The 25015-nt window shown below is 43.3% G+C and carries 19 protein-coding genes and 1 pseudogene; 12 read left to right on the forward strand and 8 right to left on the reverse strand.

The features are described 5' to 3' along the window. Positions 1-211: 211 nt before the first annotated feature. Positions 212-1306, reverse strand: a complete 1095-nt coding sequence (locus IM496_RS10940) for a fatty acid desaturase family protein (protein ID WP_194016896.1) — start codon at positions 1304-1306, stop codon at positions 212-214. 568 nt (positions 1307-1874) lie between these two features. Between IM496_RS10940 and IM496_RS10945 the strand changes: the two are divergent. The 5 genes and pseudogenes from IM496_RS10945 to gyrB form a co-directional block, all read left to right on the forward strand. Then, positions 1875-4222: pseudogene (locus IM496_RS10945) on the forward strand (ABC transporter substrate-binding protein); the annotation flags it as partial. Positions 4223-4329: 107 nt separating this feature from the next. Continuing rightward, positions 4330-5049 carry a PspA/IM30 family protein gene (locus IM496_RS10950; RefSeq protein WP_287661921.1) on the forward strand — a complete coding sequence of 240 codons (720 nt, stop codon included), beginning with the start codon at positions 4330-4332 and terminating at the stop codon, positions 5047-5049. 11 nt (positions 5050-5060) lie between these two features. Next, positions 5061-6410, forward strand: a complete 1350-nt coding sequence (locus tag IM496_RS10955; RefSeq protein ID WP_287661922.1) for an ABC transporter substrate-binding protein — start codon at positions 5061-5063, stop codon at positions 6408-6410. Positions 6411-6564: 154 nt separating this feature from the next. Next, positions 6565-7275, forward strand: coding sequence for a response regulator transcription factor (locus IM496_RS10960; protein WP_287661923.1), 711 nt, complete (start codon positions 6565-6567; stop codon positions 7273-7275). 440 nt (positions 7276-7715) lie between these two features. Beyond that, complete coding sequence (gene gyrB, locus IM496_RS10965; RefSeq protein WP_287661924.1) at positions 7716-10943, forward strand: DNA topoisomerase (ATP-hydrolyzing) subunit B; 3228 nt, start codon at positions 7716-7718, stop codon at positions 10941-10943. 196 nt (positions 10944-11139) lie between these two features. Here gyrB and IM496_RS10970 read toward each other — a convergent pair whose 3' ends face one another. After that, positions 11140-11442 carry a BrnT family toxin gene (locus IM496_RS10970; protein WP_287661925.1) on the reverse strand — a complete coding sequence of 101 codons (303 nt, stop codon included), beginning with the start codon at positions 11440-11442 and terminating at the stop codon, positions 11140-11142. A 178-nt stretch (positions 11443-11620) separates the two neighbouring features. Next, positions 11621-12157: a deoxycytidylate deaminase gene (locus IM496_RS10975; RefSeq protein WP_287661926.1), complete on the reverse strand. Its 537-nt coding sequence runs from the start codon at positions 12155-12157 to the stop codon at positions 11621-11623. A gap of 519 nt (positions 12158-12676) precedes the next feature. Here IM496_RS10975 and IM496_RS10980 point away from each other — a divergent pair. The 4 genes from IM496_RS10980 to IM496_RS10995 all read left to right on the forward strand — a co-directional run bounded on the left by IM496_RS10980 (position 12677) and on the right by IM496_RS10995 (position 15559). Continuing rightward, positions 12677-13405 carry an energy-coupling factor ABC transporter permease gene (locus IM496_RS10980; protein ID WP_287661927.1) on the forward strand — a complete coding sequence of 243 codons (729 nt, stop codon included), beginning with the start codon at positions 12677-12679 and terminating at the stop codon, positions 13403-13405. A 28-nt stretch (positions 13406-13433) separates the two neighbouring features. Next, positions 13434-13757: a PDGLE domain-containing protein gene (locus IM496_RS10985; protein WP_194015430.1), complete on the forward strand. Its 324-nt coding sequence runs from the start codon at positions 13434-13436 to the stop codon at positions 13755-13757. Positions 13758-13883: 126 nt separating this feature from the next. Further along, complete coding sequence (cbiQ, locus tag IM496_RS10990) at positions 13884-14657, forward strand: cobalt ECF transporter T component CbiQ (RefSeq protein ID WP_194015428.1); 774 nt, start codon at positions 13884-13886, stop codon at positions 14655-14657. A gap of 119 nt (positions 14658-14776) precedes the next feature. Next, complete coding sequence (locus IM496_RS10995; protein ID WP_194015426.1) at positions 14777-15559, forward strand: energy-coupling factor ABC transporter ATP-binding protein; 783 nt, start codon at positions 14777-14779, stop codon at positions 15557-15559. Positions 15560-15878: 319 nt separating this feature from the next. Here IM496_RS10995 and IM496_RS11000 read toward each other — a convergent pair whose 3' ends face one another. Together IM496_RS11000 and IM496_RS22415 are read right to left on the reverse strand one after the other, a co-directional pair. Then, positions 15879-16100, reverse strand: a complete 222-nt coding sequence (locus IM496_RS11000) for a DUF4926 domain-containing protein (protein ID WP_194015424.1) — start codon at positions 16098-16100, stop codon at positions 15879-15881. A 20-nt stretch (positions 16101-16120) separates the two neighbouring features. Continuing rightward, positions 16121-16261, reverse strand: coding sequence for a DUF6883 domain-containing protein (locus IM496_RS22415; RefSeq protein ID WP_353737636.1), 141 nt, complete (start codon positions 16259-16261; stop codon positions 16121-16123). 153 nt (positions 16262-16414) lie between these two features. Between IM496_RS22415 and IM496_RS11005 the strand changes: the two genes are divergently transcribed. After that, entirely contained in the window at positions 16415-17605 is a 1191-nt protein-coding gene (locus tag IM496_RS11005; RefSeq protein WP_287661928.1) for a HEAT repeat domain-containing protein, read from the forward strand. A 190-nt stretch (positions 17606-17795) separates the two neighbouring features. Here the strand turns inward: IM496_RS11005 and IM496_RS11010 are convergent, their stop codons facing one another. Both IM496_RS11010 and IM496_RS11015 read right to left on the reverse strand, forming a co-directional pair. Further along, positions 17796-19838: a B12-binding domain-containing radical SAM protein gene (locus tag IM496_RS11010; RefSeq protein ID WP_194015420.1), complete on the reverse strand. Its 2043-nt coding sequence runs from the start codon at positions 19836-19838 to the stop codon at positions 17796-17798. Positions 19839-19986: 148 nt separating this feature from the next. Next, a complete protein-coding gene (locus IM496_RS11015) occupies positions 19987-22227 on the reverse strand; it encodes a glycoside hydrolase (protein ID WP_287661930.1) in 2241 nt (746 codons plus the stop codon). A gap of 337 nt (positions 22228-22564) precedes the next feature. Here IM496_RS11015 and IM496_RS11020 point away from each other — a divergent pair, with 337 nt between their 5' ends. Next, complete coding sequence (locus IM496_RS11020; protein WP_104396391.1) at positions 22565-22858, forward strand: hypothetical protein; 294 nt, start codon at positions 22565-22567, stop codon at positions 22856-22858. A gap of 87 nt (positions 22859-22945) precedes the next feature. Beyond that, complete coding sequence (locus IM496_RS11025; protein ID WP_104396390.1) at positions 22946-24016, forward strand: WD40 repeat domain-containing protein; 1071 nt, start codon at positions 22946-22948, stop codon at positions 24014-24016. A 16-nt stretch (positions 24017-24032) separates the two neighbouring features. Here IM496_RS11025 and rnc read toward each other — a convergent pair whose 3' ends face one another. Beyond that, positions 24033-24737 carry a ribonuclease III gene (gene rnc / locus IM496_RS11030; RefSeq protein WP_287661929.1) on the reverse strand — a complete coding sequence of 235 codons (705 nt, stop codon included), beginning with the start codon at positions 24735-24737 and terminating at the stop codon, positions 24033-24035. Positions 24738-25015: the final 278 nt, after the last annotated feature.

The following is a 25015-nucleotide window of genomic DNA, read 5'->3' on the forward strand; positions in this document are numbered from 1 at the left end:
CTTCTAGGTTCTGTGTGATAAGTTTAACTTACAGAGGATCGATCAATCTTTGTGTCCTTTGTGTCTTTGTGGTTCCTTCCACGCGCTCGCCAGAAAGAATGTATCTTAGAATACATTTTGCCCACCAAACCTAAGAGAGCCAGATAACTAACTAACTAATTAACTTAAAACTTACATCTGATAACTGATAACTGATAACTGATAACTGATTTTAGCTGGCTAATTTGAGATCGAAATTACTTTGTTTATTGCCTAATTGTCTGAGCCAACGATAATTATAAGTTAAAGCACCTCGCAGGGTGGGATAAACGGCATAATTAACGCCAAATTCTTGGCAAACTTCCGCTAAAATTGGGGCAATTTTAGGGTAGTGAATATGACAAATCTGCGGAAAAAGATGGTGAACGACTTGATAATTTAATCCCCCTAAATACCAATTTAAAAAAGCATTTTTAGGAGCAAAATCCACGGTAGTTCGCACTTGAAAAATTGCCCATTCGTCTTCGATTTGGTTGGTTTCCGAAGGTTGAATAAATTCGGCGGGTTCCAAAACGTGAGCTAACATAAATACATGACAGGCAAGCACTCCATAGGTCATAAAAGCAATTAGAAAACCGATCGCTATTTCTAGGGGACTATAACCAACTAGAAGAGGAATGCCAATAAACCAGAAGAGATAAACAACTTTTCCGCTCAATAAAACGAATAGATCTATCGGTTTAGGATTGGGAATTTTAATCTCGCCAAAACGATGACCAAAGAGAATAGAGCGCACATCGGAGAATGACCAATAGATAGGAATTATAGCGTAGAGAATCGGGATAAATAAATGTTGATAACGATGATACCATTTATGCTCGGCATGGGGAGTCATTCGCACCACACCATCGCCGTGAATTTCCACATCGTACCCTAAAACATTGGTGTAGGTATGATGGAGATAATTATGACGAAAACGCCAGAGATAACTGGAAGTACCGATGATATAATCGTAGCTCATGCCCATGAGAGAATTAACCCATTTTTTACTAGAATAGCCGCCATGGTTGGCATCATGACCAATGCTAAAACCAATCCCTGCTAATCCTCCCCCTAAAACCATGCAACCGATAATTTTTAGCCACCAGATATCTGGACCAAAAAGCACAAATAGCCAAGCGGCAATTACCCAGGTTAAAATCGCGATCGTCTTCAGATACATGGCCAAATTATCTCTGGTGGGGATGCCGTTTTCGGTAAAATAAGCATCAACCCGTTTATTCAATTCCTTTCTAAAACCCTGATTTTCGGTAAAGGTTACTCGCATTCCTATTTTTGTCCTAGAAGTTGGTATAACGGCAATTTGTAGCAGCTCAGAGTTAATTTATGAGTCTTTTGCTGGTTTGCTAAGGCTGTCTCACTATAACTGATAGTTTCTCATCAGTCTCTCATCTATTGTCAGAGAAAGAGGTGCGCTTGGCAAGGGAATCGCTCAATTTCTTTGCTAGTCTTGCATAAAATCCTCGGTTTTTACCTAATCAGATAGCAGATACCTGTAGCCGGTGATAGAGATGAGCGTTAGGTACTTTTATACTACTATTAAAGCGATTGAAGGCGATCGAGTTTTCTGGTACGAAGTGCCACAATTAAGAAGATCAATCGATGCGATCGCTGGAAGCGCGGCCAATGACGAAGCGGTGTATCTTGATCTGTGGCAATGGTTACAGAATGATCCTAATAACCAATTAGTCAAGTCTCATTGGATGGTTTTTTTACAATATCGCTCCTGTATAGTAACGCAAAGGGTCTATCAAAATGTTGGCCATCGGATCGATGCCGATTATGACACCCTATTCTACTATTTGCTGAATTTGCTTGCCACGGCAATTATTAATAATCCTAATAGTATGATCACCAATGCAGCGGTAGGTGATCCTAGAGACAACCTGAGACAAGCTACTCAAACTTTAAAAGATAGCCTAAATGAATGGCTAAACTCTAGTTATCTGAGTTCGATACAAAATCATATTTTGTTCCATATAGGTACTGAGTCAGAAGTAAGATTTTTATCCAAACTACCCACTTTGATTTACAACAAATTCCCTGGGAGTGTTGGAATTTTTTACACGAATGGTGTCCCGATGTGGAAATTGCTCTTACTATCCAGAGAAATCCCCCGATAATTAACCTGACTTCTCCGATTAAGGTTTTAGTAATTTTGGGCAATATTGACATAAAAAACGAGCATAATTCCCTGTGTTTATCCAGTTTGCAAACGGTCTTACGAAACCCAGATAAGGTTTCTATGCAAATATTGAGTACCAGTTCAGAAGTTCCTATTTCAACGAAAAATATTCACAATGAGTTGATCAAAAATCAATGGTATATTGTAGTTTATTTAGGTCATAGTCAAACCAGTAGCGACGGTCACGATGGAGTTTTTATCATTGATAATAATACGGCTTTATCTCCCGAACATAACTTAAGAAATTCCCTAGAAGTAGCTGTTCAAAAAGGCTTAAAACTTGTTATCTGTAATTCCTGCGATGGGTTAGGTATTGGTCGTCAGTTGGCTAATATCGGAGTACCGCATATTATTGTTATGAAAGAACCGATCGCCGTGCGGGTTGCTTTGAGATTTCTAGAAGTTTTTCTTCCCAATTTTTTTGGACATAAATCCCTACAGGAATCCTTAACAATTGCTCGGCAAGAATTAAAATTACACGAATTTGAGGTGGATGCTGCTAGTTCTTCTTTACTGCCTCGTTTGATAGAAAATCCCGAAGAACCACCGTTGATTTTACCTAAAAATAAAAGGTTATTACGTCTATCTAGTCGCTGGAAACAAGCTCTGTTATTTATTTTAAGTCTTCTGGTAACTTTATCAGTTTTATATTGGGGAGATGATGCTAGTAAATACCCAGAAATTAGCTTAGGTGAAGAAATATTATTAAAGACAAACCGACAAGATAACAGTCTTGAACAGGGAAGAAAAGCTTTTAAAAACCAAGAATATAAACAAGCAATTCAGCTTTTTAAACAATCCCTCGATCGCTTGCCCAATAATCCAGAAATTCGCATCTATTATAATAACGCTCGTGCGGCCTATCAAGATAGAAATCCCTTAAAAATTGCCACCAGTGTTCCTATTGGTAATAATCCAGAAATTGCTCAAGAAATTTTACGAGGTATTGCTTTATTTCAACAGGAGTTAAACGATGAACAGGCCAAAAACCCCGATTTTCACTTTCTACAGGTAGTGGTCGCTAATGATAATAATAGTGCCGCAGATGCCAAAGATCGAGCCGAAAAATTTGTTAAAGATCCGTCAATCATAGCAGTGGTTGGTCATAATGCTTCTGCTGCTAGTGAAGCGGCCAAAGATATTTATGTACAAGGGAAAATTGTAGCCCTATCTCCCACCAGCTTTTACCTGAAAATATCTGGTAATGGCTATATATATAAAATGGTTCCCGATCTGGAAACTTTTGCCACAAGCTTAAGTGAATATATCCGCGAACAAACTGACAAGCTAATTATCCAAAACCCCACTAATTTAATTTGTTACGATAGTCGCTCTGGGGATAATTATAACTTTGCTCAAAAATATAGAAACATTCTTCTCGGTCAGCAGTTTCAAACATTCGTTAAAGATGAAGATTTTGACTGCAATATCGAACCAAAAATTAATTTAGATAAACAAGAAATTTATCAAAAAATCGCTCAATATCAAGTAAATATTCTCATGGTTGCTCCCTATGTTAATGATCTTAAAAGAGCCGTCAGTATCTTTAAGCAACGTCCCGCACAACAGTTAAACTTAGTAACTTTAGGTTCCCCCACTTTTCAAAGTTATCTCACCCTTGCAGAAGGTGAACAGGGGGTAGAAAATTTAGTTATCGCCGTGCCTTGGTATGATCTCACACGAGATAATTATATCCACAGTTTTTGGCAAAATAAGATCAATGTTTGGCGCACTCCCATGGCCTACGATGCGACTAAAGTTATCCTCAACGCTTTGCGACAGTTATCCCAACAAGGACAAAAATTCGATCGAGAATCATTATATAAAGCTTTAAGAAACGATTTTTCTATTGAAGGAATGACTGGCACTGTTAGATTCGATGAGAATGGTGTCCGCAACATGAACAATAATCCTGATGAGCGCCGCTACTTGATTCTACAGGTCAAAAATGGTCAATTTGTCCCCCTCGCTCCCATTAAATCTGCCGGTCTAGTCTAAACCTTCCTATCCTTGTCAAGACTTTTTACAAAACTTAACCTTACCCACTGCATTAAAGTTGGCCATCACTCCTAATTAACAGGTAACACCTCTAGGAGACAAACGGCATGAAATTGTTAAAAAAATTAACCCCAAAAGCCTTGATTTTTTGGCTGATCGGTGATAGGGCAGGAAATTCTCTCCTGGCGATCTGGAATTGGTTGTGGGGTATTCCCATCGAATCCGGCGGCAAAATTGCCGTAGAATCGGCCAGAGAATCCCTAGAATCGATGCAAAAATCCCTAGCGGAATTAACAGAATCGGTGGCGCAAGTAGTAGCGGCCCAGCAATCGGCCCAAGCACAATACGAGGCAAAAAAACAGGAACACACAAACTACTTGCAACAGGCTGTCACCGCTCAAAAAAAAGGTCTTCAAGAAGCGGCAAGACTAGCTATGGTTAAGGTTCTCTCCCTAGAAAAAATTCTATCCGCCATGAAAGATCGGGTCGATAATGCCGAAAAAGTGGTCATTGCTGCTAAAGAAAAACTTCGTAAAGAGCAGGAAAAAATCGAGCATTATAAGTTAGAAATGAGCAACTTAAAAGCGATTAGTTCCATGAATGAGGCTTTAGGCAAAATAAACGAATTTGATAGTAGTCTCAACCTCAATACCTCCCGCGATCGCTTTGAGGATGCCAATGGAGCGATTAAAGACCGTTATCGAAAAGAAAACGCCTATATTGAATTAAGCGAGAACTATAGCGAGAAATTAGCTCAAGAAATCGATTTCTTAAGCCTTGATGACGAAATTAACCGCCGTTTAGCTGAATTCAATCAGCAAAGTTAAGGAGTAAAGCGATGACAAAGACCAGCAAAAAAGCGAGCTTACCGCCAATTTTCTATATTTTACTGGGGTTGATCGGTTGGTTTCTTTTTCCCCAAATATTGGCAATATTTGCCCCAAAAGCCGATAATAATCCCCGCATCAGTTACGGCAATCATCTCCTGATCAAAACTAATTCTAACACCATCAAAGAATCAGCGATCGCTGCTATCGCCCAGGGTTACTACGAAGAAGCAAGGGGACTTCTGCAAAAATCCCTCGCTCAACGTCCCAACGATCCCGAAAGCGTAATTTATCTCAGCAACCTGCAAACTGGCTCAAATCCCTTTAAAATCGCCGTTGTTGTGCCAGCTACAACTAATCCCAACGTCGCTCAGGAAATATTGCGAGGAGTCGCCAGCGCACAAACCCAGATCAATCAACAGGGAGGGATCAACGGCAGAAAACTGATGGTTATCGTGGTTAATGACGATAATCAGCCGCAGATATCGAAAGAGGTAGCCGGTGAATTAGTCAAAAATCCCGATATTATCGCTGTTGTCGGTCATAATGCCTCCGATGCCAGTTTAGCCGCCGCTCCCATCTACGAAAAAGGCGGTTTGGTGATGATTTCTCCCACCTCCCTGGCTAATAATCTCTCCGGTGCGGGAAATTATATCTTTCGTCTCGTGGCTTCTAACGGCAAAATTACGGAAACCTTAGCAAATTACATAGTAAATACTGCTAAAGTCCAGAAAATTGCTTTTTGCTACGATTCTCAAGCTCCCGATAATATTTCCTTTAAAGATGAGTTGATGGCTAATGTGGCGAAAAAAGGCGGTCAAATTGTGCCGATTGTCTGCGATCTGAGTGTACCCAATTTTAAGGCCGATCAAGCTCTTAATCAGGCGATTTCTGGGGGTGCTAACGGCCTATTTGTCGTCGCTCATGTTAATCGTCTCGATCCCGTTTTTGAGGTTATTCGCTCCAATCGTCAGCGTTTGCCTCTGTTTAGTAGTCCCACCCTCTACAATATTCGCACCCTCGAAGATGGCGGCAAAAACGCCCAAGGTTTAACCCTTGCCGCACCCTGGCACCCCTCGGTTAACCAGACTTTTGCCAATCTTATGCAGGAACAGTGGCGCGGTCCAGTTAGTTGGCGCACAGCCACCAGTTTTGACGCTACACGGGTGATTATTGCCGGTTTAAGGGAAAATACCCATCGTCAAGGCCTACAATCCCTGCTGCGCTCTGGCAATTTTCATCAAACAGGGGCCACCGGAAAAATTAGCTTTGACCCTAATACTGGCGATCGCATCGGTCAACCGGTCTTAATTCAAGTGCGATCAACTCCCTCCGGTGAGCAGTTTGTCCCTTTACCTTGAAAAGTCCCCAGTCCACCAAAGTCGGGAGAGTTGCCAACTCTCCCCCCCAAAAAATGAGCAAAAATTACAATTATTTCAATGTTCAACCTTGAGCGAAAAATGAATGGCTAATATGTTAAAATGTGCTTAGATATTTGTAAAAATTTTCCCTTGTATGGATATCGTTATTATCGAGGATGAAATTGAAATCGCCCATTTGATCCAGCAAACTTTAAAGCGGGAGTCCTTTACTTGTCATCTGGCTTATAATGGTAGGGTAGGACTAGAACTTTTTTATCAAAAGCAACCAGAATTAGTTATTTTAGATTTAATGTTACCCGAATTAGACGGACTAGAATTGTGTGCTAGAATTCGCCAAAAACCCGGGACAAAAGACCCCTATATTTTAATGTTAACCGCTAGAGGAGAAGAAATTGATCGCATTATCGGTCTATCTACGGGAGCCGACGATTACATGGTCAAACCCTTTAGTCCCCGGGAATTAACCGCTCGCGTGAGAGCCTTATTAAGACGTAGTTTAAGACACGATAGCCAACCCCAACAACTCCATCGCAGCCGTCATTTTATTATCGACTTAGATCAACATTCTGCTGTTCGTAAATTGGAAGGAATGCCAGAGGAAACCCTCGATTTAACCACCTTAGAATTTAATTTATTAGCTACCTTTGTCAGTTATCCCAATCGCGTCTGGAGTCGCACCCAATTAATCGATAATCTCTGGGGGAATGATTTTTTTGGCGATGAAAGGGTAGTAGATACCCATATCCGACGCTTACGCAAAAAAGTAGAACCCGATCCTGCTAATCCTATCTTTATCAAAACTGTAGTCGGTGTCGGTTATAAATTTGAGGATGACATTATTTAGGGTCTGCTGAAAAAGTTTGTTGGTGGGGTTAGTAGTCAGGAGTCGGGAGTCAGTATTCAGGAGGCAGTATTCAGGAGATCAGTAGCTGGTTATAATTAAATTAAAAATAGATTTTAGGTTCGATCCCCCCTTAGTCCTAGGGTGAATTCATAGTAGGGTTGATTCATGAATCAACCCTACCCTTAGTCCTCCCTTGATAAGGGTGGTGTCTGATAATTTTTAACGCCTACCTACTTAGGAGATGGCTTTTATTTATTCTCCCCCCACACCCCACACCCCACACCCCACACCCCACACCCCACACCCCACACCCCAACCCCAATAAAAAATTCCCCCTAAAGGCATTTAAGCAGTCTTTAACCCTTATGTGCTACAATTTTTGAAGATTTTGCCATTCATTTAGGTTCAATCAGGAATCACAGCCTTTTCAGGGAAATTTTATGACAAGTAACTACGGCGCGGAACAGATACAAGTTCTCGAAGGGTTAGAACCAGTCAGGAAGCGGCCGGGGATGTATATCGGTACGACCGGGCCGCGGGGACTACATCATTTAGTCTATGAAGTGGTGGACAACTCGATCGATGAAGCCCTAGCGGGTTACTGTACTCATATCGAAGTGGATATCAAGGCCGATGGTTCCGTCAGCGTCACTGACGATGGCCGGGGTATTCCCACCGATGTTCACCCCACCACGGGTAAATCTGCCCTCGAAACCGTTCTCACTATACTTCATGCCGGCGGTAAATTTGGCAGTGGTGGTTATAAAGTGTCGGGAGGGTTACACGGGGTCGGGATTTCCGTCGTTAATGCCCTTTCTGCATGGGTCGATGTCACCGTCTGGCGCGATCATAAAGTACATACCCAACGCTACGAAAGAGGTATCCCCGTCACAGAATTGGTCAGCAGTCCCAGTCAAGAGGAAAAAACGGGAACTAGGGTTAATTTCCTGCCAGATACCGAAATTTTTAGCCAAGGCATCGAATTTGATTACAGTACCCTCTCCGGACGTTTACGAGAACTAGCCTACTTAAATGCGGGTGTTAAAATCACCTTTAGCGATTACCGTCCCGAAGAACCCCACATCGAAACCTATTGTTATGAGGGGGGTATTAAAGAATACGTCGCCTATATGTGTCGGGAAAAAGAAACCCTGCACAAAGATATTATCTATGTATCGGGGGAAAAGAACGGAATTAATATCGAAGTGGCGTTTCAGTGGTGTATAGATGCCTATAGCGACAATATTCTCGGTTTTGCTAATAATATCCGCACCATTGACGGGGGAACTCATCTAGAGGGATTAAAGGCAGTCCTGACCCGTACTTTAAATAATGTTGCTCGTAAACGCAATAAAATTAAAGAAAACGAGCCTAATCTAGCGGGGGAAAACGTCCGCGAGGGTTTAACCGCCGTTATTTCCGTAAAAGTCCCCGAACCGGAATTCGAGGGCCAAACCAAGACCAAATTGGGTAACACCGAAGTCCGGGGTATTGTTGATTCCCTGGTGGGGGAAACTCTCAACGAATACCTAGAACAAAATCCCCAAGTGGCCGACACGATTATCGAAAAAGCAGTACAAGCGTACAAGGCGGCGGAAGCGGCCCGTCGGGCCCGGGACTTAGTACGACGGAAATCGGTCTTGGAATCCTCACCTTTACCTGGTAAATTGGCTGATTGTAGCGAAAGAGACCCAGAAAAGTCAGAAATTTACATCGTCGAAGGGGACAGCGCCGGCGGTTGTTTTCATGGTGATACAGAAATCGCCCTTGTCGATGGACGCAACCTCAGTTTTAAACAGCTAGTGACCGAACAAGCCCAAGGAAAGGAACATTTTTGTTATACCATTCGTGACAATGGCACGATCGGGGTTGAACGAATTATTAATGCCCGCATCACCAAAAAAGACGCAGAAGTAATTAAAATTACTCTCGATCATGGTGAAGCGATTATTTGTACTCCTGACCATCTTTTCCTGTTAAGAGATGGTAGCTATAAACCTGCTGCGGCTTTAACTCCAGAAGATGCTTTAATGCCTTTGTATCGGAAATTGTCCGATCTTCGTGACCCCGGAATCACCATTAACGGTTATGAAATGGTCTGGAATCCCGCTTCCGATTCTTGGTTGTTCACTCATGCGATCGCTGATTGGTATAATCGTTGGCAGGGAATTTATCAACTCGAAGATGGAGAACATTGTCATCACATAGACTTCAATAAACTGAACAATAATCCCTCCAATCTTCAAAGATTATCCATTCAGGATCATTTGGAATTACATCGTTATCACATTCAGAAAACTTTACATCGTCCTGAAGTGATCGAAAAATGTCGTCAACTTCGTCAGACTGATGAATTTCGCTTGATGATGAGTCAACGAATGTTAGAACCAGAAACAAGGCAAATTTTATCAGAACAAGCCAAAGCACAATGGGAAGTAGCAGCATATAAAGCCTACATGACCGAAAAATGGCGCACTTTCTACGATACAAATGAGGAATACCGCCGACACAATGCCGAACAACTTTATCAAGCACAACAGCAATATTGGAGTAACCAGACAAATCGCCAAGCACAAGCGGATAAAGTTCGTCAATACTTTATCGACCATCCTGAACAGCGTCAAGTTTATTCTGAAACTGCCAAACAACAATGGCAAAATCAGGATTTACTATCATGGCGACGGGAGAAAACTAAAGAACAATGGACAGGGGAATTTCGTTCAAAACGTCGTGATGCTTTGAATAAAACTTACTATCAAAAAACCCTAGCGACCTTAAAACAAATTGAGATCGAACGAGGTTATATTGATTTGGAAGCTTATCAAAAATATCGGCTTCAGACGCGGGATAAATCAATATTGCGATTTGATTCTTTCTGCGATCGCTACTTTGATGGTGATAAAAATAAAGCCTTAGAAGCGGTGGCTAATTACAATCATCGAGTTGTGGCGATCGAGCGATTAGAAACAAGATTCGATGTCTATGATATCGAGGTTCCTCATACCCATAACTTTGCCCTTGCTTCCGGCGTTTTCGTCCATAACAGTGCCAAACAGGGGCGCGATCGTCGTTTTCAAGCGATTCTACCTCTGCGGGGAAAAATCCTCAATATCGAAAAAACCGATGATGCCAAAATCTACAAAAATACGGAAATTCAATCCTTAATTACAGCCCTCGGTTTAGGAATTAAAGGAGAAGATTTCGACCCCTCACAATTGCGCTATCATCGCATTGTTTTAATGACTGATGCTGATGTGGATGGCGCACACATCCGAACTTTGTTGTTAACTTTCTTCTATCGTTATCAGAAGAATTTAATTGATCAAGGTTATGTATATATCGCCTGTCCTCCTCTCTATAAATTGGAACGCGGTAAAAATCATTCCTACTGCTATAGCGATCGAGAATTACAGCAAAAGATAGCGGAATTTCCCTCCAATGCTAACTACACAATCCAACGTTTTAAAGGGTTAGGAGAAATGATGCCCCAACAACTTTGGGATACTACCATGAATCCCGAAACTCGCACTTTAAAACGGGTGGAAATCGAAGACGCAGCCAAAGCAGAGGAATTATTTACCATTCTTATGGGCGATCGAGTTGCCCCCCGGCGAGAATTTATCGAAACCCACGGACCGCGTTTAAATCTCACCGATTTGGACATTTAAACGGTAACTTTGGGCTGTGTTAGTCTAGGCTAATACAGCCCCCGATAAAATCCCTAAATCCAGTTACTAATCGGAGGGTTAGGGATTCAAGGAACCCGGGGCGCATTCCAGAACTTCATCGAAAAAATCAGCTGGCAGCGGGGGATTATCGGGGTCTTCTAGGGCGTTTTTGGCAATTTCCGCCTCACTCATCCCTTTAACTTTCTCCCAGTTCGTTTTGCCTTTCAACTTCGCCCACTGTTCGCGGGTGACTCTGGTAATATGTTCTTCGTTCACGGTTGTTAGCCCTCCTAGCACTAATTATTCGACGAACCGAGCCACGCCATGTATAAACCACCACCAAAACGATATTATCGATTGTACCCACTAGAATCACTCGAATTTCGCCGTAATTCTGACGGGTATCCACGCGCTCAATTATTGGACCCCTAAAAATCGCTTCCAGGTCGGCGAAATCTATGCCGTGTTTTTCTATATTAGCCTGACGCTTAGGGAGCATCTCATTTATGCAAGTGAGTAATTATACTTATCCTTGGAACTTTTTTCTAGCAAGGCTTTCAAAATAGCTTGACATAAAAACCTGATTTAGGGGCTACAAAGGTGAGATGCTCCCGACGCTTATTTTCATCCCACTCGAAAAGTTGCGGGGTCGTCATTGATGTCGCCGTTGAGGATAACTACCTGAGATCGATCGAAATGGGATTTAATAAAAATAAGGCCGCATGACTAGCCATTTCTTCTGATAAATAAATCTTTTTATACTTAATAATCCCCGTTTCTAGAAAAGAATCCCTTAAAATAGCTTTTATCCCACTATTAAAGTCCGCTTCGTAAAAAACTTCTTTAATTCCCGAAGAAATAATTAGTTTTAAACAGGAAATACAGGGTTCTAAGGTAACATAGATACTAGCTCCTTGGGTAGAAATACCGTGTTTAGCCGCTTGAGCGATCGCATTAGCTTCGGCATGAATTGCCCGAGAGGGAATTTCTCCGGATTCTCGACAGGTTCCCAAACCGGGATAACAAAAACCTTGGGCAGTACAATGAACTGTTCCTGATGGAGAACCATTGTAACCAGTGGCTAAAACCTGCCGATCTTTGACAATTACCGCACCGACGGGAAAAGCTAAACAGGTGGATCTGGTGGCGGCTAATTTAGCGATCATCAAAAAATATTCGTCCCAAGTCGGTCTTTTTTCTTCAGAGTTGATCACGGTTTAATACCAAGCTAGAAAAAGCGAAAAAGAGGGGGTTATCTCTGATAGCTTATCATTAGATGACCTCTAAACCAATTAAAGCACCAACCTGACCATCGATCACTAGGCAATAGCCACAAGCAACCCGGTCAGTAAACCGAATATCGGTGAATAATATTACTTAAAACTGATCACCTTAGTTAGTGAATACTGGTTAATAGTCACCAGCCTCTTCTAACTGATAACTGCTCACTGCTCACTGATTAATGCCTAGCATAAAAACGACAAAAAACTCGAAAGTTAATAATAATTTAAATAATTTGACTGCTTGAGAATAATTGAGATTTTGGCCGATAGCTAAACCCTGACAACCGGAAAAATAACAGAAATTCTTAAGAAGCTAAAGGGGTTAAATCCCCAGAGAGAGCATTGTAGAATGAAGCGGTTAGTTATCTACTAGAAGAGAGGACTTTTCCGTCCCAGCCAAACAATTCTCTTGAAATCTTTAACCCAAATTGCCAAGGAGACTGAGTTTTAATGTCTGTTAATTTTCTAGGAGTTGGTTTGTTTCACCCTCTGCTGACCCCTTATCTCGCCCTCCATATTCCTGACGGCTTTTTGAGTCCATCGGTGAGTCTATTTACTTGGATAATTGCCGTCGTCCTGATTAGCTTTTCTCTCAAAAAAGTGCGCGGTCACTACGCTGAACGGGCTGTACCTTTGATGGGAGTTTGTGCCGCCTTCATTTTTGCCGCCCAGATGATTAATTTTCCCATTCCGGGGGGAACCTCCGGACATTTGTTAGGGGGGACTCTCGCGGGGGTTTTACTCGGTCCCTGGGCGGGTTCTCTGGTGATGGCGGTGGTTTTTATCGTGCAAGCTTTATTTTTTCAAGATGGCGGTTTAACAGTTTTAGGGGCTAATATCGTCAATATGGGTCTGATCGGCACGTTTGGCGGTTATTATCTCTATCTGGGGATTAGAAAAGCCCTCGGTTTTCATAGTTGGCGCAGTATGGCGATCGCTGTTGCCGTCGCTGCTTGGACAAGTGTGGTGGTAGCCGCGTTGTTTTGCGCCCTGCAATTGGCTTTATCGGGGACTGTCCCGCCTTTAGTCGCCCTTGTGGCCATGTTATCTTGGCATATCCTCATCGGTATCGGGGAAGCGGTGATTACCGTTTTCGCTGTCGGTTATATCTGGCGAACTCGTCCCGATCTCCTCTACGATCCGCCCCATTCCGTTAATACTTCTGTTTCCCCTTCCTAAGCTTCTCGTCAATAAACCAATTAAGTCGATGAATATTCGCAGAAATAGCCGATTTTTTCTGATTGGCTTGATATTATCCCTAATTATCGCCGTTTTCCTTTCTCCCTTTGCCAGTCCCGATCCCGACGGACTCGATCGAGTGGCGGAAGACTTGCAATTTAGCAAGAAAGAAGACCCTAACGCCCTCGGTAATCAATTACCCTCCGCCCGAATTTTTGATGGTTATGCCCTCAAAGGTGTTCCCGAAGGTGTCGCCACTCCCCTCGCCGGTTTTCTGGGAACTCTTGCCACTTTCGGCATCGCTTGGGGTATAGGTAAATTAGTGATTCCAAAATCCCAAAATCAGGAATAAGTAGATAGGAGTCGAGAAGTGGGGTAGTGGGGTAGTGGGGTAGTGCGGCATTTGGCTGAAATTTCCCTAAATCCCTAAATACCTAAATCACTGATAACTGATCACTGATAATTGATAACTGAATAAATGCTACATATTGCTACTTTTTCTCGCGAAAATGAGTGCCAAAATTGCGGTTTTTGGCAGAAACTCGCGCCCCATACCCGGGTTTTAGTGACTCTTTTGTTAGTTTTTGCCACAGCCTTAACTCCCAATGGTAGCTGGGAAACTTGGGGGATTTACGGATTAGGATTAATTATTTTAATTCTGATCAGTCGGGTGACTATTCTCGTACTTTTACGAAGAGTAGCGATCGAATTTGTCTTTATCGGTGTGGTTTTATTGGGAACTCTTTTTCGTGATGGCGGGGAAATTCTTTGGTCTTGGGGATTTTTGCGGATAACTAGCGAGGGATTGCTGGTTTTAGGCAGTGTGGCCTTTAAAGCTTTTCTCTGTCTTTGTACGGTCAATATTCTGGTTTTAACCACAGCAATTCCCGACCTGTTGCAAGCCTTAGTTACCCTAAAAACCCCCCCTTTATTGGTGGCAATTTTGGCTTCTATGTACCGTTATCTAGCTGTTTTGATCGCTGAATTTAATTCCATGCGAAGGGCAGCAATTGCGCGCAATTTAATGAGTAGTCCCCGATGGCAACGGCTGCTAGTGGGACACATGATCGGCGCTTTATTTATCCGTACCTACGAACGTGGCGATCGCATTTATCAAGCCATGTTATCGAGGGGTTACACCGGTTCCTTGCCTTCTGTCCAGGTTCCCCAAAGCAAGCTGAACGATTATCTCGCTATGATTTGCACAGTAATTCTGATCCTCTGGGGTCAAATGGTACATCTACTCAGTTAACACTCCCGTTGCCTAAACTTGAAGCTAGATTGACAACCTGTTGCAAAAAAAGCCGTCCTCCGCTACGCTAAAGGACGGGGAACCTTAAACCCAATTTTTCGGTAAAAGTCTCGTTTTTCATGCACCACAACCCGATTTTTATTGAAAACCTAGTTTATACCTATCCTGACGGCACAGAAGCGTTAAAAGGTATTAATTTAGCCATTGAAGCTACGGAAAAGGTCGCTTTGGTCGGGGCCAATGGATCGGGAAAATCCACCTTATTACTGCATTTTAACGGTATTCTCCCGCCGCAAACGGGGAGAATCACCGTCGGTCCCTACGAAGTTAAACCGGAGAATTTAGAAAATATCCGCAATTTTGTCGGTTTAGTCTTCCAAAACCCCGACGATCAGCTATTTATGCCCACTGTCTGGGAAGATGTGACTTTTGGCCCGATGAATCAGGGAATTCGGGGAGAGGATTTAAAACATCGCTGTCATCATGCTTTACACGCGGTGGGATTGGATTCCCAGCATTACGGTAAGAGAAACAGTCAGAATCTATCGGGGGGTGAAAAAAAACGCGTGGCGATTGCGGGGGTTTTAGCCATGTTGCCCCAGGTCTTAGTTTTTGATGAACCTAGCGCCCAACTGGATCCCCGATCCCGTCGGCAATTAATACAACTATTGGCCACTTTACCCCAAACTCAAGTGATCGCCACCCACGATCTCGATCTGGCTTTAGAACTATGCGATCGCACGGTGGTGTTAAGTCGTGGTCAGGTGGTAGCTGAGGGAGAAACCGCTAGGATTTTAAGTAATCGGGAATTTTTGGAACAACACGACTTGGAAACACCCCTTTGTTATAGTCGTCCCTACTGTGCGATCGCTGATGCGCCCTCACAAGTCAGTGATCAGTGATCAGTTATCAGTGATCAGATGTGAGTTTTCAGTTTTCAGTTAGAAAGGGGATAGGGAACAGGGATTTAGGGATTTAGGGGTTTAGGGATTTAGGGGTTTAGGGAAATTTCAGCTAAATGCCCCACTTCCCCACTTCCCCACTTCCCACTCTCCTATACCTTTTAAACAGCATTTATAGCGTTTCCTAAGCTAGTGAGATACACCTGTTTTTCTTTCCTTTTGCCTGTTGCCTGTTGCCTTTTGCCTAAAACCCATAACTTTTGTACCTCAGCAGACTGAAAACCGCTATAGTATGATTTAGATAGTCAACAGCTTACCGCTACTTAGCGGTTAATTTTTGGGATTCTAAGGGAGAATGATGTAATAACATTAATTGATTTTCTTGTAATATTTCGATAGCATAAGCAAGGCCAGAAGTATCGCTAAATTCAACTTCAAAAACATTTGGCTCATCGACTTCTACAATTGTTCCCACTTGCCCGCGATATAATCCCAATTGGGGTAAGTCTTCTAATAAAGCAACCACATCTAAGAGTTTCATTTCATTATCTCCTTATCTCCTTAAAGTACATAACAAGTAACTAAACGGGGAAAATTTTCATCATTTCTCATTATCCAAACACTGGGAATAATAGCTGTTTTTTTTTGATGATTCAGGGGAAAGTCAATAATATACTTTTGTCTATATTCCCACTCCTGCAAGAAGTCTGTGGATGGCTTGTCCTAAGTAAATACTGATGTCTGATGCACAATTTGGAGATTTATTATCGGTTTCTTGCATAGAAGGGAGGACAAAAGCGAGCAAGTCTGACATTCTTAGGATAGGTAGCACGAAAATCGAGGCCATTTCTCACGATGCAAGCTCTGCTAGAAAAAGCTCAGATAGCGTTGAATAAAAAGGACTGGGAGACAGTAAACGCCAGCATACAGCGACTTTTAAACCAAAAAGATGCGATTGAACCGATTATTAACGATGAAATCCTCGATTTAGCCCTAGAAGCTTTACAAAAATGCGATTTTCAACAGCGATGGGAGATAGCTAAACTATTTCCCCAAATCGGTCAATCGGCGATCGCTCCTTTAATTGCCCTGTTAGAATCCGAGGAACAAGATGGGGAAATGCGCTGGTTTCTGGCGAGAATTCTCAGTCAATTTGACGATCAAGCCTGTATTCTCGCTCTCAGTCAATTATTGCAAAGATCGGAGGAGGAGGAACTCAGGCAAATGGCTGCGGCCGCTTTAGCTAATATCGGCAGTTCTGCGATCTCTAGTTTAGGACAATTACTGTCCGACTCGAACAGGCGTTTTTTAGCCGTACAAGCTTTATCACAAATTCGCCGGCCAGAAATTATCGAACCGCTTTTAACTGTAGTTAAGGATCAATCTAGCGCCATTCGGTCCATGGCGATCGAAGCTTTAAGCAGTTTTCACCATCCCCAGATTACTGCGATTATCCTCGATGCTTTACAGGACCCGGCCATCGATGTGCGACGGGAAGCAATTAAAGCTAGTAGTTACCTAGCGTCAAATTATCCCCAAGCAGATTTAGTTAACCATCTGCAACCGCTGTTATTCGATATCCACCTCGAGATCTGTCAAGAAACGGCGATCGCTCTCGGTTGCATCGGCACAGCAACCTCAGCCAAAGCTTTAAATCCACTGCTGCAATCTTCCTTAACTCCCGATAGTTTAAAATTAACTGTAGTACGAGCCTTGGGCTGGATCGAGGACGGAGAAGCTTTAAATTACCTAGAAAAAGCTTTATATAGCGAAAATGTCTTGATTTGTCGGGAAATTATCGCTATTCTCGGCCGGCAAACCTGCCAGAAATTACGCCGACAAGCAGGGGAAATTCTCGGTAATTTTTATCACTCCCGTCCGACGATCCTCGCTGATACGGGAGTTAAACAGTCTCTAGCGATCGCTTTAGGAGAATTAGATCGGGATAATAAAAGTATTTTGCTGACTTTAGCAGCCGATGGGGAGGCGATTGTCCGTCTCCATGCTCTCAGCGCCCTGAAAAAGCTAGATCATGGGACTATATAGGGTTGGCTGAATATCAGGGAAAGCCTTGTCAGCACTTTCACCCCCCCGTCTGTCAAGTTTTCGAGCAGATGTTGCAATCTGATAGAAGTCACTGAAAATTAACCCCAGAAGAAATAAAGCACCCGACCAGATGATCGGCCTACTGCTACGGGGTGTCTTCGGCACCGCCCTAAGTTTCAGGTTAGCCTATTCAAGTCTGTGCTAGAAAGGCGTATTTGGGATCGAGCCGAACATCAATAGCATAGAAATAATAGTGTAATAGTGTCACTTGTTTAAGAGAGAATTCCTGCTGCACCACCTCAAACACTGAAGTTTCGCTAGTATAGAATTTAATTAATTTAGAAACCGTAAGGTAGGATGATGGGGGTGGATATCCTTCGGGGTCAACAGGCAATTTCAGCTTCTCAAAAACAGGTATCATTTCTTGGCGATTGACTGAGAAAACTGTGTGCAAGATAAAGGCAAGGATGGCATTGCCATCATCTTGGTCTAATTCAGTTTCCTTGATTAACTGTTTTAACTTGGAGCTTTCCTGACGTAACAAGGCGTATGCCTGTTCCTGCCAGTAAATTGGGTTGAGCGTTCCTAGATCTGGGTGTTCTACCCAGGGAGGCAGTGGAACTCCTTCTAAGCTAATACCCTTGAGGCAAGACATCAATTCCTCTAGCTGTGAGAAATCTATGCTTTGGACAAATAAACGCCAGTTGCGTGTTAGCCTGTAGTATCTAGAGAGAAAAGTTTCCCGCGCATATTGCATGAAATTGTGGACTTCGGCAATCCCCCCAAAATGATGTAAGAGTTTGGAATTGTAGTAATAGGATGGGTGAAATAGCGTTTTAGGAGTCTCCTCATTTTGAGTAATCGTAATCACTTGTTGTCTGGCCTCTTGGGGAAGATTATCAAGGCATTCATAAACCCTTAAAGCGGGATAACTATCGGCCTCATCAAACTTTAGATCAAGCTGATTTTTGGTAAAAGTTTCTAAGGTGGTGCGAATAGAGTCCAGTGTTGCGTATGGATTTCCTAGCCATGACCAAAGTACCCAACGGGGTTGTCGTCTTTCGGCGAACTCTGGTTCTTCATTGAGTTCCATCAGATTTTTGATATGCTCTAGAGCGTGCCTAACCCGATAGGGTTCCCGCATCTGTTTTAGGTTTTCATCGCTCAAGGTTGAAAAGGGTGCGCTCTGTTCAATCAACAGCCCCGATCTCAAAAGCAGTCGAAATTCATCTTTATTGAATTTCACAGGTAGAAAGTAAGAACGCCAGAATATTGGATTGGCTAATGTTTCGTTAATGCGAATCACTCTTTCAGCCAACTCTAGAACATGATCCTTGGCAAAATTCAGTTCAGAGCAAATAAACCAGTAATACCTGAGACCATAGCGCAGTAAGTTGTGAATTTCAGCCTCGATAACATCGAGATTTCGTAACTGGACAGTAGTTCCCTTTACCTTTGGTTCACAACAAAAGACACAAGCGCAAGGACAACCGCGAGCTATTTCAATGGCAATGGAAATTCCTGTGTCTTTATAGGAACCGAGACCTGGAACACTTTCAAGATGGGCGTTTCGCAGGGTGCGTTCGCCATGAAAGCGGAATATTTCGTCAATAATGTCTTCGGAGTATTCTATATCGTCTAAAGGCCCCCAGAATACCCGTTGATTCTGCTGCCACTTACCATTAGCACGATAGACTAAGTTGGATATTCCCTCAGTTCTACCCTGGAGAACTTCGTCAAAGTGCCGGAAAAACTCGTCAGGTTCACCAAGAATACCAAAATCAGGTTGTAAATACTCGGCGGCCGATACAGAGTTAACAGTGAAATTAAAGCCCCCAACAAAAATCTTGGCATCGGTTAGTTGACGCACGTGTAAAATCGCCGCACGAGTTTCTTCTACTGGAAACCAAGGATTTTTGGCAGGAGTTTTGGCATCAATGCTGATGTAATTATCAGCCGCAACGGAATCTGCTTGTCGAATCGTAAAGGCAACGGCACGGGGTTGGTGGTTCCTGATCAGTTGGGCAATACAATCAAGCTTGTGTTGTAGGCTCAACTCCAACCCATCCCACCGAACAACAGATAGCCCCACCCGTCGAGCAAGTGCAGATACTTGAACAAAAGCGTAAGGATAAACTGGCCGACCAGGCAGATTGCTCAGGTTAATAAAGAGAATATCAACAGGTTTTCGGGGTCGAATGCCTGTATATGCAGGTAGCGCACAGTTAGTCATACTTAGACAATTTCAATTTATTTTTCCTATAGAAATCTATCACGAGTAGCCCCAGTAAGACCGCTCTAATACTGGATTCTTTAGATGGATCATCGATCTGTCTTTTCACTGATTACTGATTACTGATCACTGATCACCGATCACTGATTTAAGGTCTTTGCAGGAAGATTAATTCTTCAACGGGGAGGAAATCATAGTATTGACCTTGATTAGCTAAAACTGCGATCAAATGGAGACGAGCATCGGGTTCAATGTGTAATCCTTCCCAGGGGACAGCAATTTCCAAACATTGATTAAAAGAAGCTTTGGCACTACTAGGAACTCGCTGCCAAGTAAAATATTCTTGAGCGACTTCTAACCAAGTAAATTCGGTGATTAAATTAACCCCTAGATGATGATGATAACCGTAATCGAGGGGCGATCGAGGGGGAATATCTGTTAGGGGAATTGGACTTTGCAGACGATGCACTTCATCATAATACCAATATAAATGCACCTCAGGCGGGATATCTTTGCCTAATTCTGCCCCCGGTTTCCAATCGAAACGCAGATAAAAATTGAGATGATCCCAACCGAAAAAGAGTCTTTGTACTAAGGAAGTCCGGTGCATTGTACCACTGGCGCCGCCAATTTCGATCCGTCCAGCTTTATCCCAATCCTGTTCGTCCCCAAAACCGTCGATAATGGGGTGAATGAAAGCCAGCGGACGATTACTTTGTTTATCCCCGTGTTCTTCCACCGGTTCGAGCAAATAGGAGGGAATTGGCTCATTTAAAGCTTGATACAGAGCGATCAGGTGTTCACGGAAAAGTTGATCAAAAATTGCGTCATGATTGGAGGAATGGCCATAACCAAACCACCAAAACCAATCGGAACCTTCCGCTGCATACAATGCTTCCCACGCATCGGGGTTATTATCTTCCGTCGCTTCCGGGTGATTAGCGAGGGTTTGACGGGCTAAAATTAGATATTCCCAAGCTTTATTTTTAGCGGGATCGCCGATCCAAGTGGTAAAATTGGCATCGATCCAAGAGCCGCTATGAAGTTGATTGACAGGGATTTTTGCACTAGCCGGAAAGCGATCGAGATATTCGGAGACGGTGACTAATTCGATCGCTTGGTGGTCGCTTAAAAGTTGATAAAGGTTCTCTAGGAAGGGTAAACCGTCTTGATGATAGTTTTCCCAGCAGTTTTCGCCATCTAGCGCAATGGTAACTAACCAGGGTTTTTCTAGCGTCGTGGTTTCTGCGTTAGTTTTCAGTTGTTCGGCGATCGCTTCTAGGTGTTTAACTAAGTCTGTAGCGGCCTCTTGCGCTTTCATGCCACTATAGCTAAATCCGATCAGATCCGAGAGACGATGATCGCGGAAAACCATCGATAAATTGCCGTTGCTAGTTTCCAGAAGGTAGGGACGATAAAGCAATTCCGGTTCACTAATATTGCCTTTTTCGTCGCGATGAAAGTAATGTCCCAGGGACCAACCTAACACCCCCTCATCGGAACATAACCACTGAAAACCCTGTTTAGCGATTGCGGGGAGAATTGCGGGACTAACGGATTGTTCCGAGGGCCAAAGTCCTCGAGGATGTTTATCAAAGCGATCAATATAGATTTGCCAAGCTTTCTGGAGATGACGGTAAATATCTTCAGGATAGTGGAAATATTGGCGAGGAAGGGTCATATTCGGCACCGCTACCCGGCCGGCTTCCGAGTTAGCCAGCAGGGGTAAAATCGGATGGGTGTAGGGACTGGTAATGATTTCTAGTTGTCCAGTTTCCTGCATTAACCGATGTTGCGGCAAGATACGACGCAGAATTTGACGCTGTTTGGAGATAATTCGCTGGCGATCGCTTAAAGTGAAGTTTTTTCCCTGTTCTAACCAAGTAGCGATTTCTGGGTCACTGTGAAAGATAGGATCAATCCACGCGAGGTTATGCCAAGCCAAGAGATCGCTATAATCTTGCAGATTCCAATGGCTAATACACCAACTATGACCGTTTTCTTGACGCTGTGCGTATAATTGGGCGTAACGGGGGTGCGGATCGATCAGGGTACGATGGTTAGCATCGAAAAAGTGTTCGAGGATAAAGTGTTTTTGTGCCAGGGTTAATTGCGCTTCCGGGGTGACGGTGAGGGCAAGATAGGGGTCTATAGCTAGTCCGTTGACGTAATCCTCTAATTGCAGGATTAAAGAGGGGACAAGGTTGACAGTTTGGTGTAATTTCGGGTAACGTTCTAGAATCAGGATTAAATCGAGATAATCTTTCACTCCATGCAGTCGCACCCAGGGTAAGCGATATTGTCCCGAAGTATCGGTGCTAGTTTGACAGGATTTGTAGAGGGGTTGGTGTTGATGCCAAATAAAAGCGACGTAGAGAGGATAGGCCATGATAATACCGAGAAAAAGTGCATACAACAGGCTTTTTAGCCGTTATTTGGATGATAATGGACAATAAAGCCCATTATAGATTCTTAAAAGTTGATTTTGGTCACTACCATAATCCTATCAACGGGTTTTGAGGGGGTATCGTCTCTTTGCATTTGTTAAAGGATCCGATTCTCTGGGGGTGATTATTTGCAGTTCAGCAGTAAAATCCCTAATATTATTCGGCCTTACTGATTACTGATTACTGCTCACTGAAAAACCCCCCACCACCTGATCGACAACATTTTTTAGGATGATAGGATAAGCTGGAATTATCGAAACCGTAGAAATAATAGATAAAATGAGTAATCTCCTCTGGCCGCGTTTTCTCAAGAAAGCTTACCGTCAAGAACCAATAACTAGCTTTATCTTTACCGCAGCGGCAGTAGATGTCATCATCGGGGTTCTAGGACAAAGATGGACACTGCTATCTTTAGGGGCAACGATTATGGCGATCGCTATCTTCGCTCGGTGGCAACAGAGCCAAAAAACTGAGGCAATCAACAAAGAAGAAGCGGCAAGATACTATTTACCGCCCCAATCGGGTCAAGTGGCTTTACCAACCCTGAAAAACGAAAAAAATCGACCTTCTTAGCTCAAAAATTTCACCTTGTTTGGCAATCAATCCCCTCAAAGGCTAGAATCTATAGCACGGTTCATTTGTTAATATTCAACTAAATTTATGAAATTCCGATTTATGGGTGGGGAGAAACTTGTCGGGGCAATTGTGGTCAGTGTCTTAACCACGCTGACAATCGGGCAACATCAGCTTAGTCAGGCCCAAAGTCCTATTGCTCCCCCTAAACCCGCAGCTGAAAGTGGCGAAAAAACCCCAGAAACTATCCTAGTAGAGGGTTTAGGCAGACTTACCCTCGCTAAAACCTTAGAGGGGCAACAATCCACCCCTAATGCTGTGATTTTCAGCCCCGATAACCAATTGGTTCTCGCTGGTGGTAGTGATACGGATCCTCTCCTGAGAATTTGGTCGGTAAAAACAGGGCAAAAAGTCTCCCAAACTCGCGCCCAAAGAACCAGCGTCAAAGCTTTAGCTATTAGTCCCAACGAAAGGTTATTAGTTAGTAGCGGTTCAGATGGTTCTATTAATTTTTGGAATCTGGTGGAAGGCAAGTATTTAGGAATTGCCCTCGAACACGGTAATACTGTCCTCGCCCTTACCGTTACTCCCGATGGTAAAACGTTAATTAGTGGTGGTTTGGAAGGAATTCGCCTCTGGACAGTGCAACCTCCCCGCCGTCCCCTCTATCGTTTAAATTGGGTGGGTAATTTTGTTTATTCCCTAGGGATGAAATCCGATGGTGTCACCCTTGCTAGTGGTCATGAAAACGGTGAGGTAAATTTTTGGGACATCCGCGAGGGCAAATTTTTGTCGAAATTTTCCGCCCATCCCCAAGCGGTTAGCAAGCTTTTATACACTCCCGACGGCAAAAATTTAATTACGGGTAGTTTAGACCGCACGATTAAAATCTGGGATACGAGCAATAATCAGTTATTATTTACCCTCATCGGTCATACAGCCCGAATTCGTTCCCTGGCACTCCATCCTAACGGACAAATTCTCGCTAGTGCCAGTAATGACGGTGTGCGTTTATGGGATGTGACCACGGGTAAACAGTTAGCTTGGTTTGATAATAATTCCGACTGGGTGGAATCCCTGGCTTTTAGTCCCGATGGGCAGTATTTGGCTAGTGGTAATTATGATTTTAAAATTCGCCTCTGGCAATTCGTCCGTTAGGCAAAAATGCCCCCATTTAGCCTTTAACCACTTCTAGAAAAGCCGATTTCGCCGCTGCCTGTTCCGCTGCTTTTTTGCTTCTGCCAGTTCCCATTCCTAATTTCTGCTCATTTAACCACACTTCCGCGCAAAAACGTTCTTGATCTAAACCATTGATTTCTTTAACTAAATATTGCGGCAGTTTTTTGTATTTTGCTTGTGTCCACTCCTGCAAGGCATCCTTATAATTCTGTCGGGCTGGATCTCGACGAATTTCGGCCGCTTTTTCCCGCAGTGGTTCATCTAACCAAGAACGCACTAAAACCATCGTTTGTGTACTAAGATATAATGCTCCCAAGACCGCCTCAAAAGCGTCTGCTAGTCGAGAAATTCGCCCCGCTTGATCGATACTCGTACTAATTGATACCAACAAATAACGCTCGAAACCGTAGCGATCCGCAAATTCCGCCAGAGTGCGATCGCTAACCATCATCGATCGCAGCGCAGCAAATTCTCCCACTAGGGCCTCCGGATAGGTTTCTAACAATACCTCCGCCGCCACGAGCCTTACCACAGAATCGCCCACAAATTCCAATTGTTCATAATTCTTATCACGGGAAACACTCGGATGAGTCAGGGCCAAATCTAATAAATCCCACCTGACGGGGACATCAGCCGATAAACCCAGCTTTTCCACTAGGGTTTTTAATTGTTTTTGGCGACGCGGATCACTTAAGGACATGGGAGCGAGAAAAAGGGGTGTGGGGTGTAGGGTGTGGGGTGTGGGGTGTAGGGTGTGGGGAGAATAAATAAAAGCAATCTTCTATCTCCTGAATACTGACTTCTGACTCCTGATAACTAACTCCTGAATACTGAATAGGCTCTCTTAGGTTTGGTGGGCAAAATGTATTCTAAGATACATTCTTTCTGGCGAGCGCGTGGAAGGAACCACAAAGACACAAAGGACACAAAGATTGATCGATCCTCTGTAAGTTAAACTTATCACACAGAACCTAGAAG

It is taken from the genome of Microcystis sp. M049S2 (genome assembly GCF_020245625.1).
Lineage (GTDB): Bacteria > Cyanobacteriota > Cyanobacteriia > Cyanobacteriales > Microcystaceae > Microcystis > Microcystis ichthyoblabe_A.

Coding starts and splice junctions, on each gene's coding strand:
- IM496_RS11010 (WP_194015420.1), bottom strand. CDS start 19,838: ATGACTAACTGTGCGCTACCTGCATATACAGGCATTCGACCCCGAAAA.
- IM496_RS10960 (WP_287661923.1), top strand. CDS start 6,565: ATGGATATCGTTATTATCGAGGATGAAATTGAAATCGCCCATTTGATC.
- IM496_RS10970 (WP_287661925.1), bottom strand. CDS start 11,442: ATGCTCCCTAAGCGTCAGGCTAATATAGAAAAACACGGCATAGATTTC.
- IM496_RS11000 (WP_194015424.1), bottom strand. CDS start 16,100: ATGAAACTCTTAGATGTGGTTGCTTTATTAGAAGACTTACCCCAATTG.
- IM496_RS11005 (WP_287661928.1), top strand. CDS start 16,415: ATGCAAGCTCTGCTAGAAAAAGCTCAGATAGCGTTGAATAAAAAGGAC.
- IM496_RS10980 (WP_287661927.1), top strand. CDS start 12,677: ATGTCTGTTAATTTTCTAGGAGTTGGTTTGTTTCACCCTCTGCTGACC.
- cbiQ (WP_194015428.1), top strand. CDS start 13,884: ATGCTACATATTGCTACTTTTTCTCGCGAAAATGAGTGCCAAAATTGC.
- gyrB (WP_287661924.1), top strand. CDS start 7,716: ATGACAAGTAACTACGGCGCGGAACAGATACAAGTTCTCGAAGGGTTA.
- IM496_RS10955 (WP_287661922.1), top strand. CDS start 5,061: ATGACAAAGACCAGCAAAAAAGCGAGCTTACCGCCAATTTTCTATATT.
- IM496_RS10940 (WP_194016896.1), bottom strand. CDS start 1,306: ATGCGAGTAACCTTTACCGAAAATCAGGGTTTTAGAAAGGAATTGAAT.
- rnc (WP_287661929.1), bottom strand. CDS start 24,737: ATGTCCTTAAGTGATCCGCGTCGCCAAAAACAATTAAAAACCCTAGTG.
- IM496_RS11020 (WP_104396391.1), top strand. CDS start 22,565: ATGAGTAATCTCCTCTGGCCGCGTTTTCTCAAGAAAGCTTACCGTCAA.
- IM496_RS10995 (WP_194015426.1), top strand. CDS start 14,777: ATGCACCACAACCCGATTTTTATTGAAAACCTAGTTTATACCTATCCT.
- IM496_RS10985 (WP_194015430.1), top strand. CDS start 13,434: ATGAATATTCGCAGAAATAGCCGATTTTTTCTGATTGGCTTGATATTA.
- IM496_RS11015 (WP_287661930.1), bottom strand. CDS start 22,227: ATGGCCTATCCTCTCTACGTCGCTTTTATTTGGCATCAACACCAACCC.
- IM496_RS10950 (WP_287661921.1), top strand. CDS start 4,330: ATGAAATTGTTAAAAAAATTAACCCCAAAAGCCTTGATTTTTTGGCTG.
- IM496_RS11025 (WP_104396390.1), top strand. CDS start 22,946: ATGAAATTCCGATTTATGGGTGGGGAGAAACTTGTCGGGGCAATTGTG.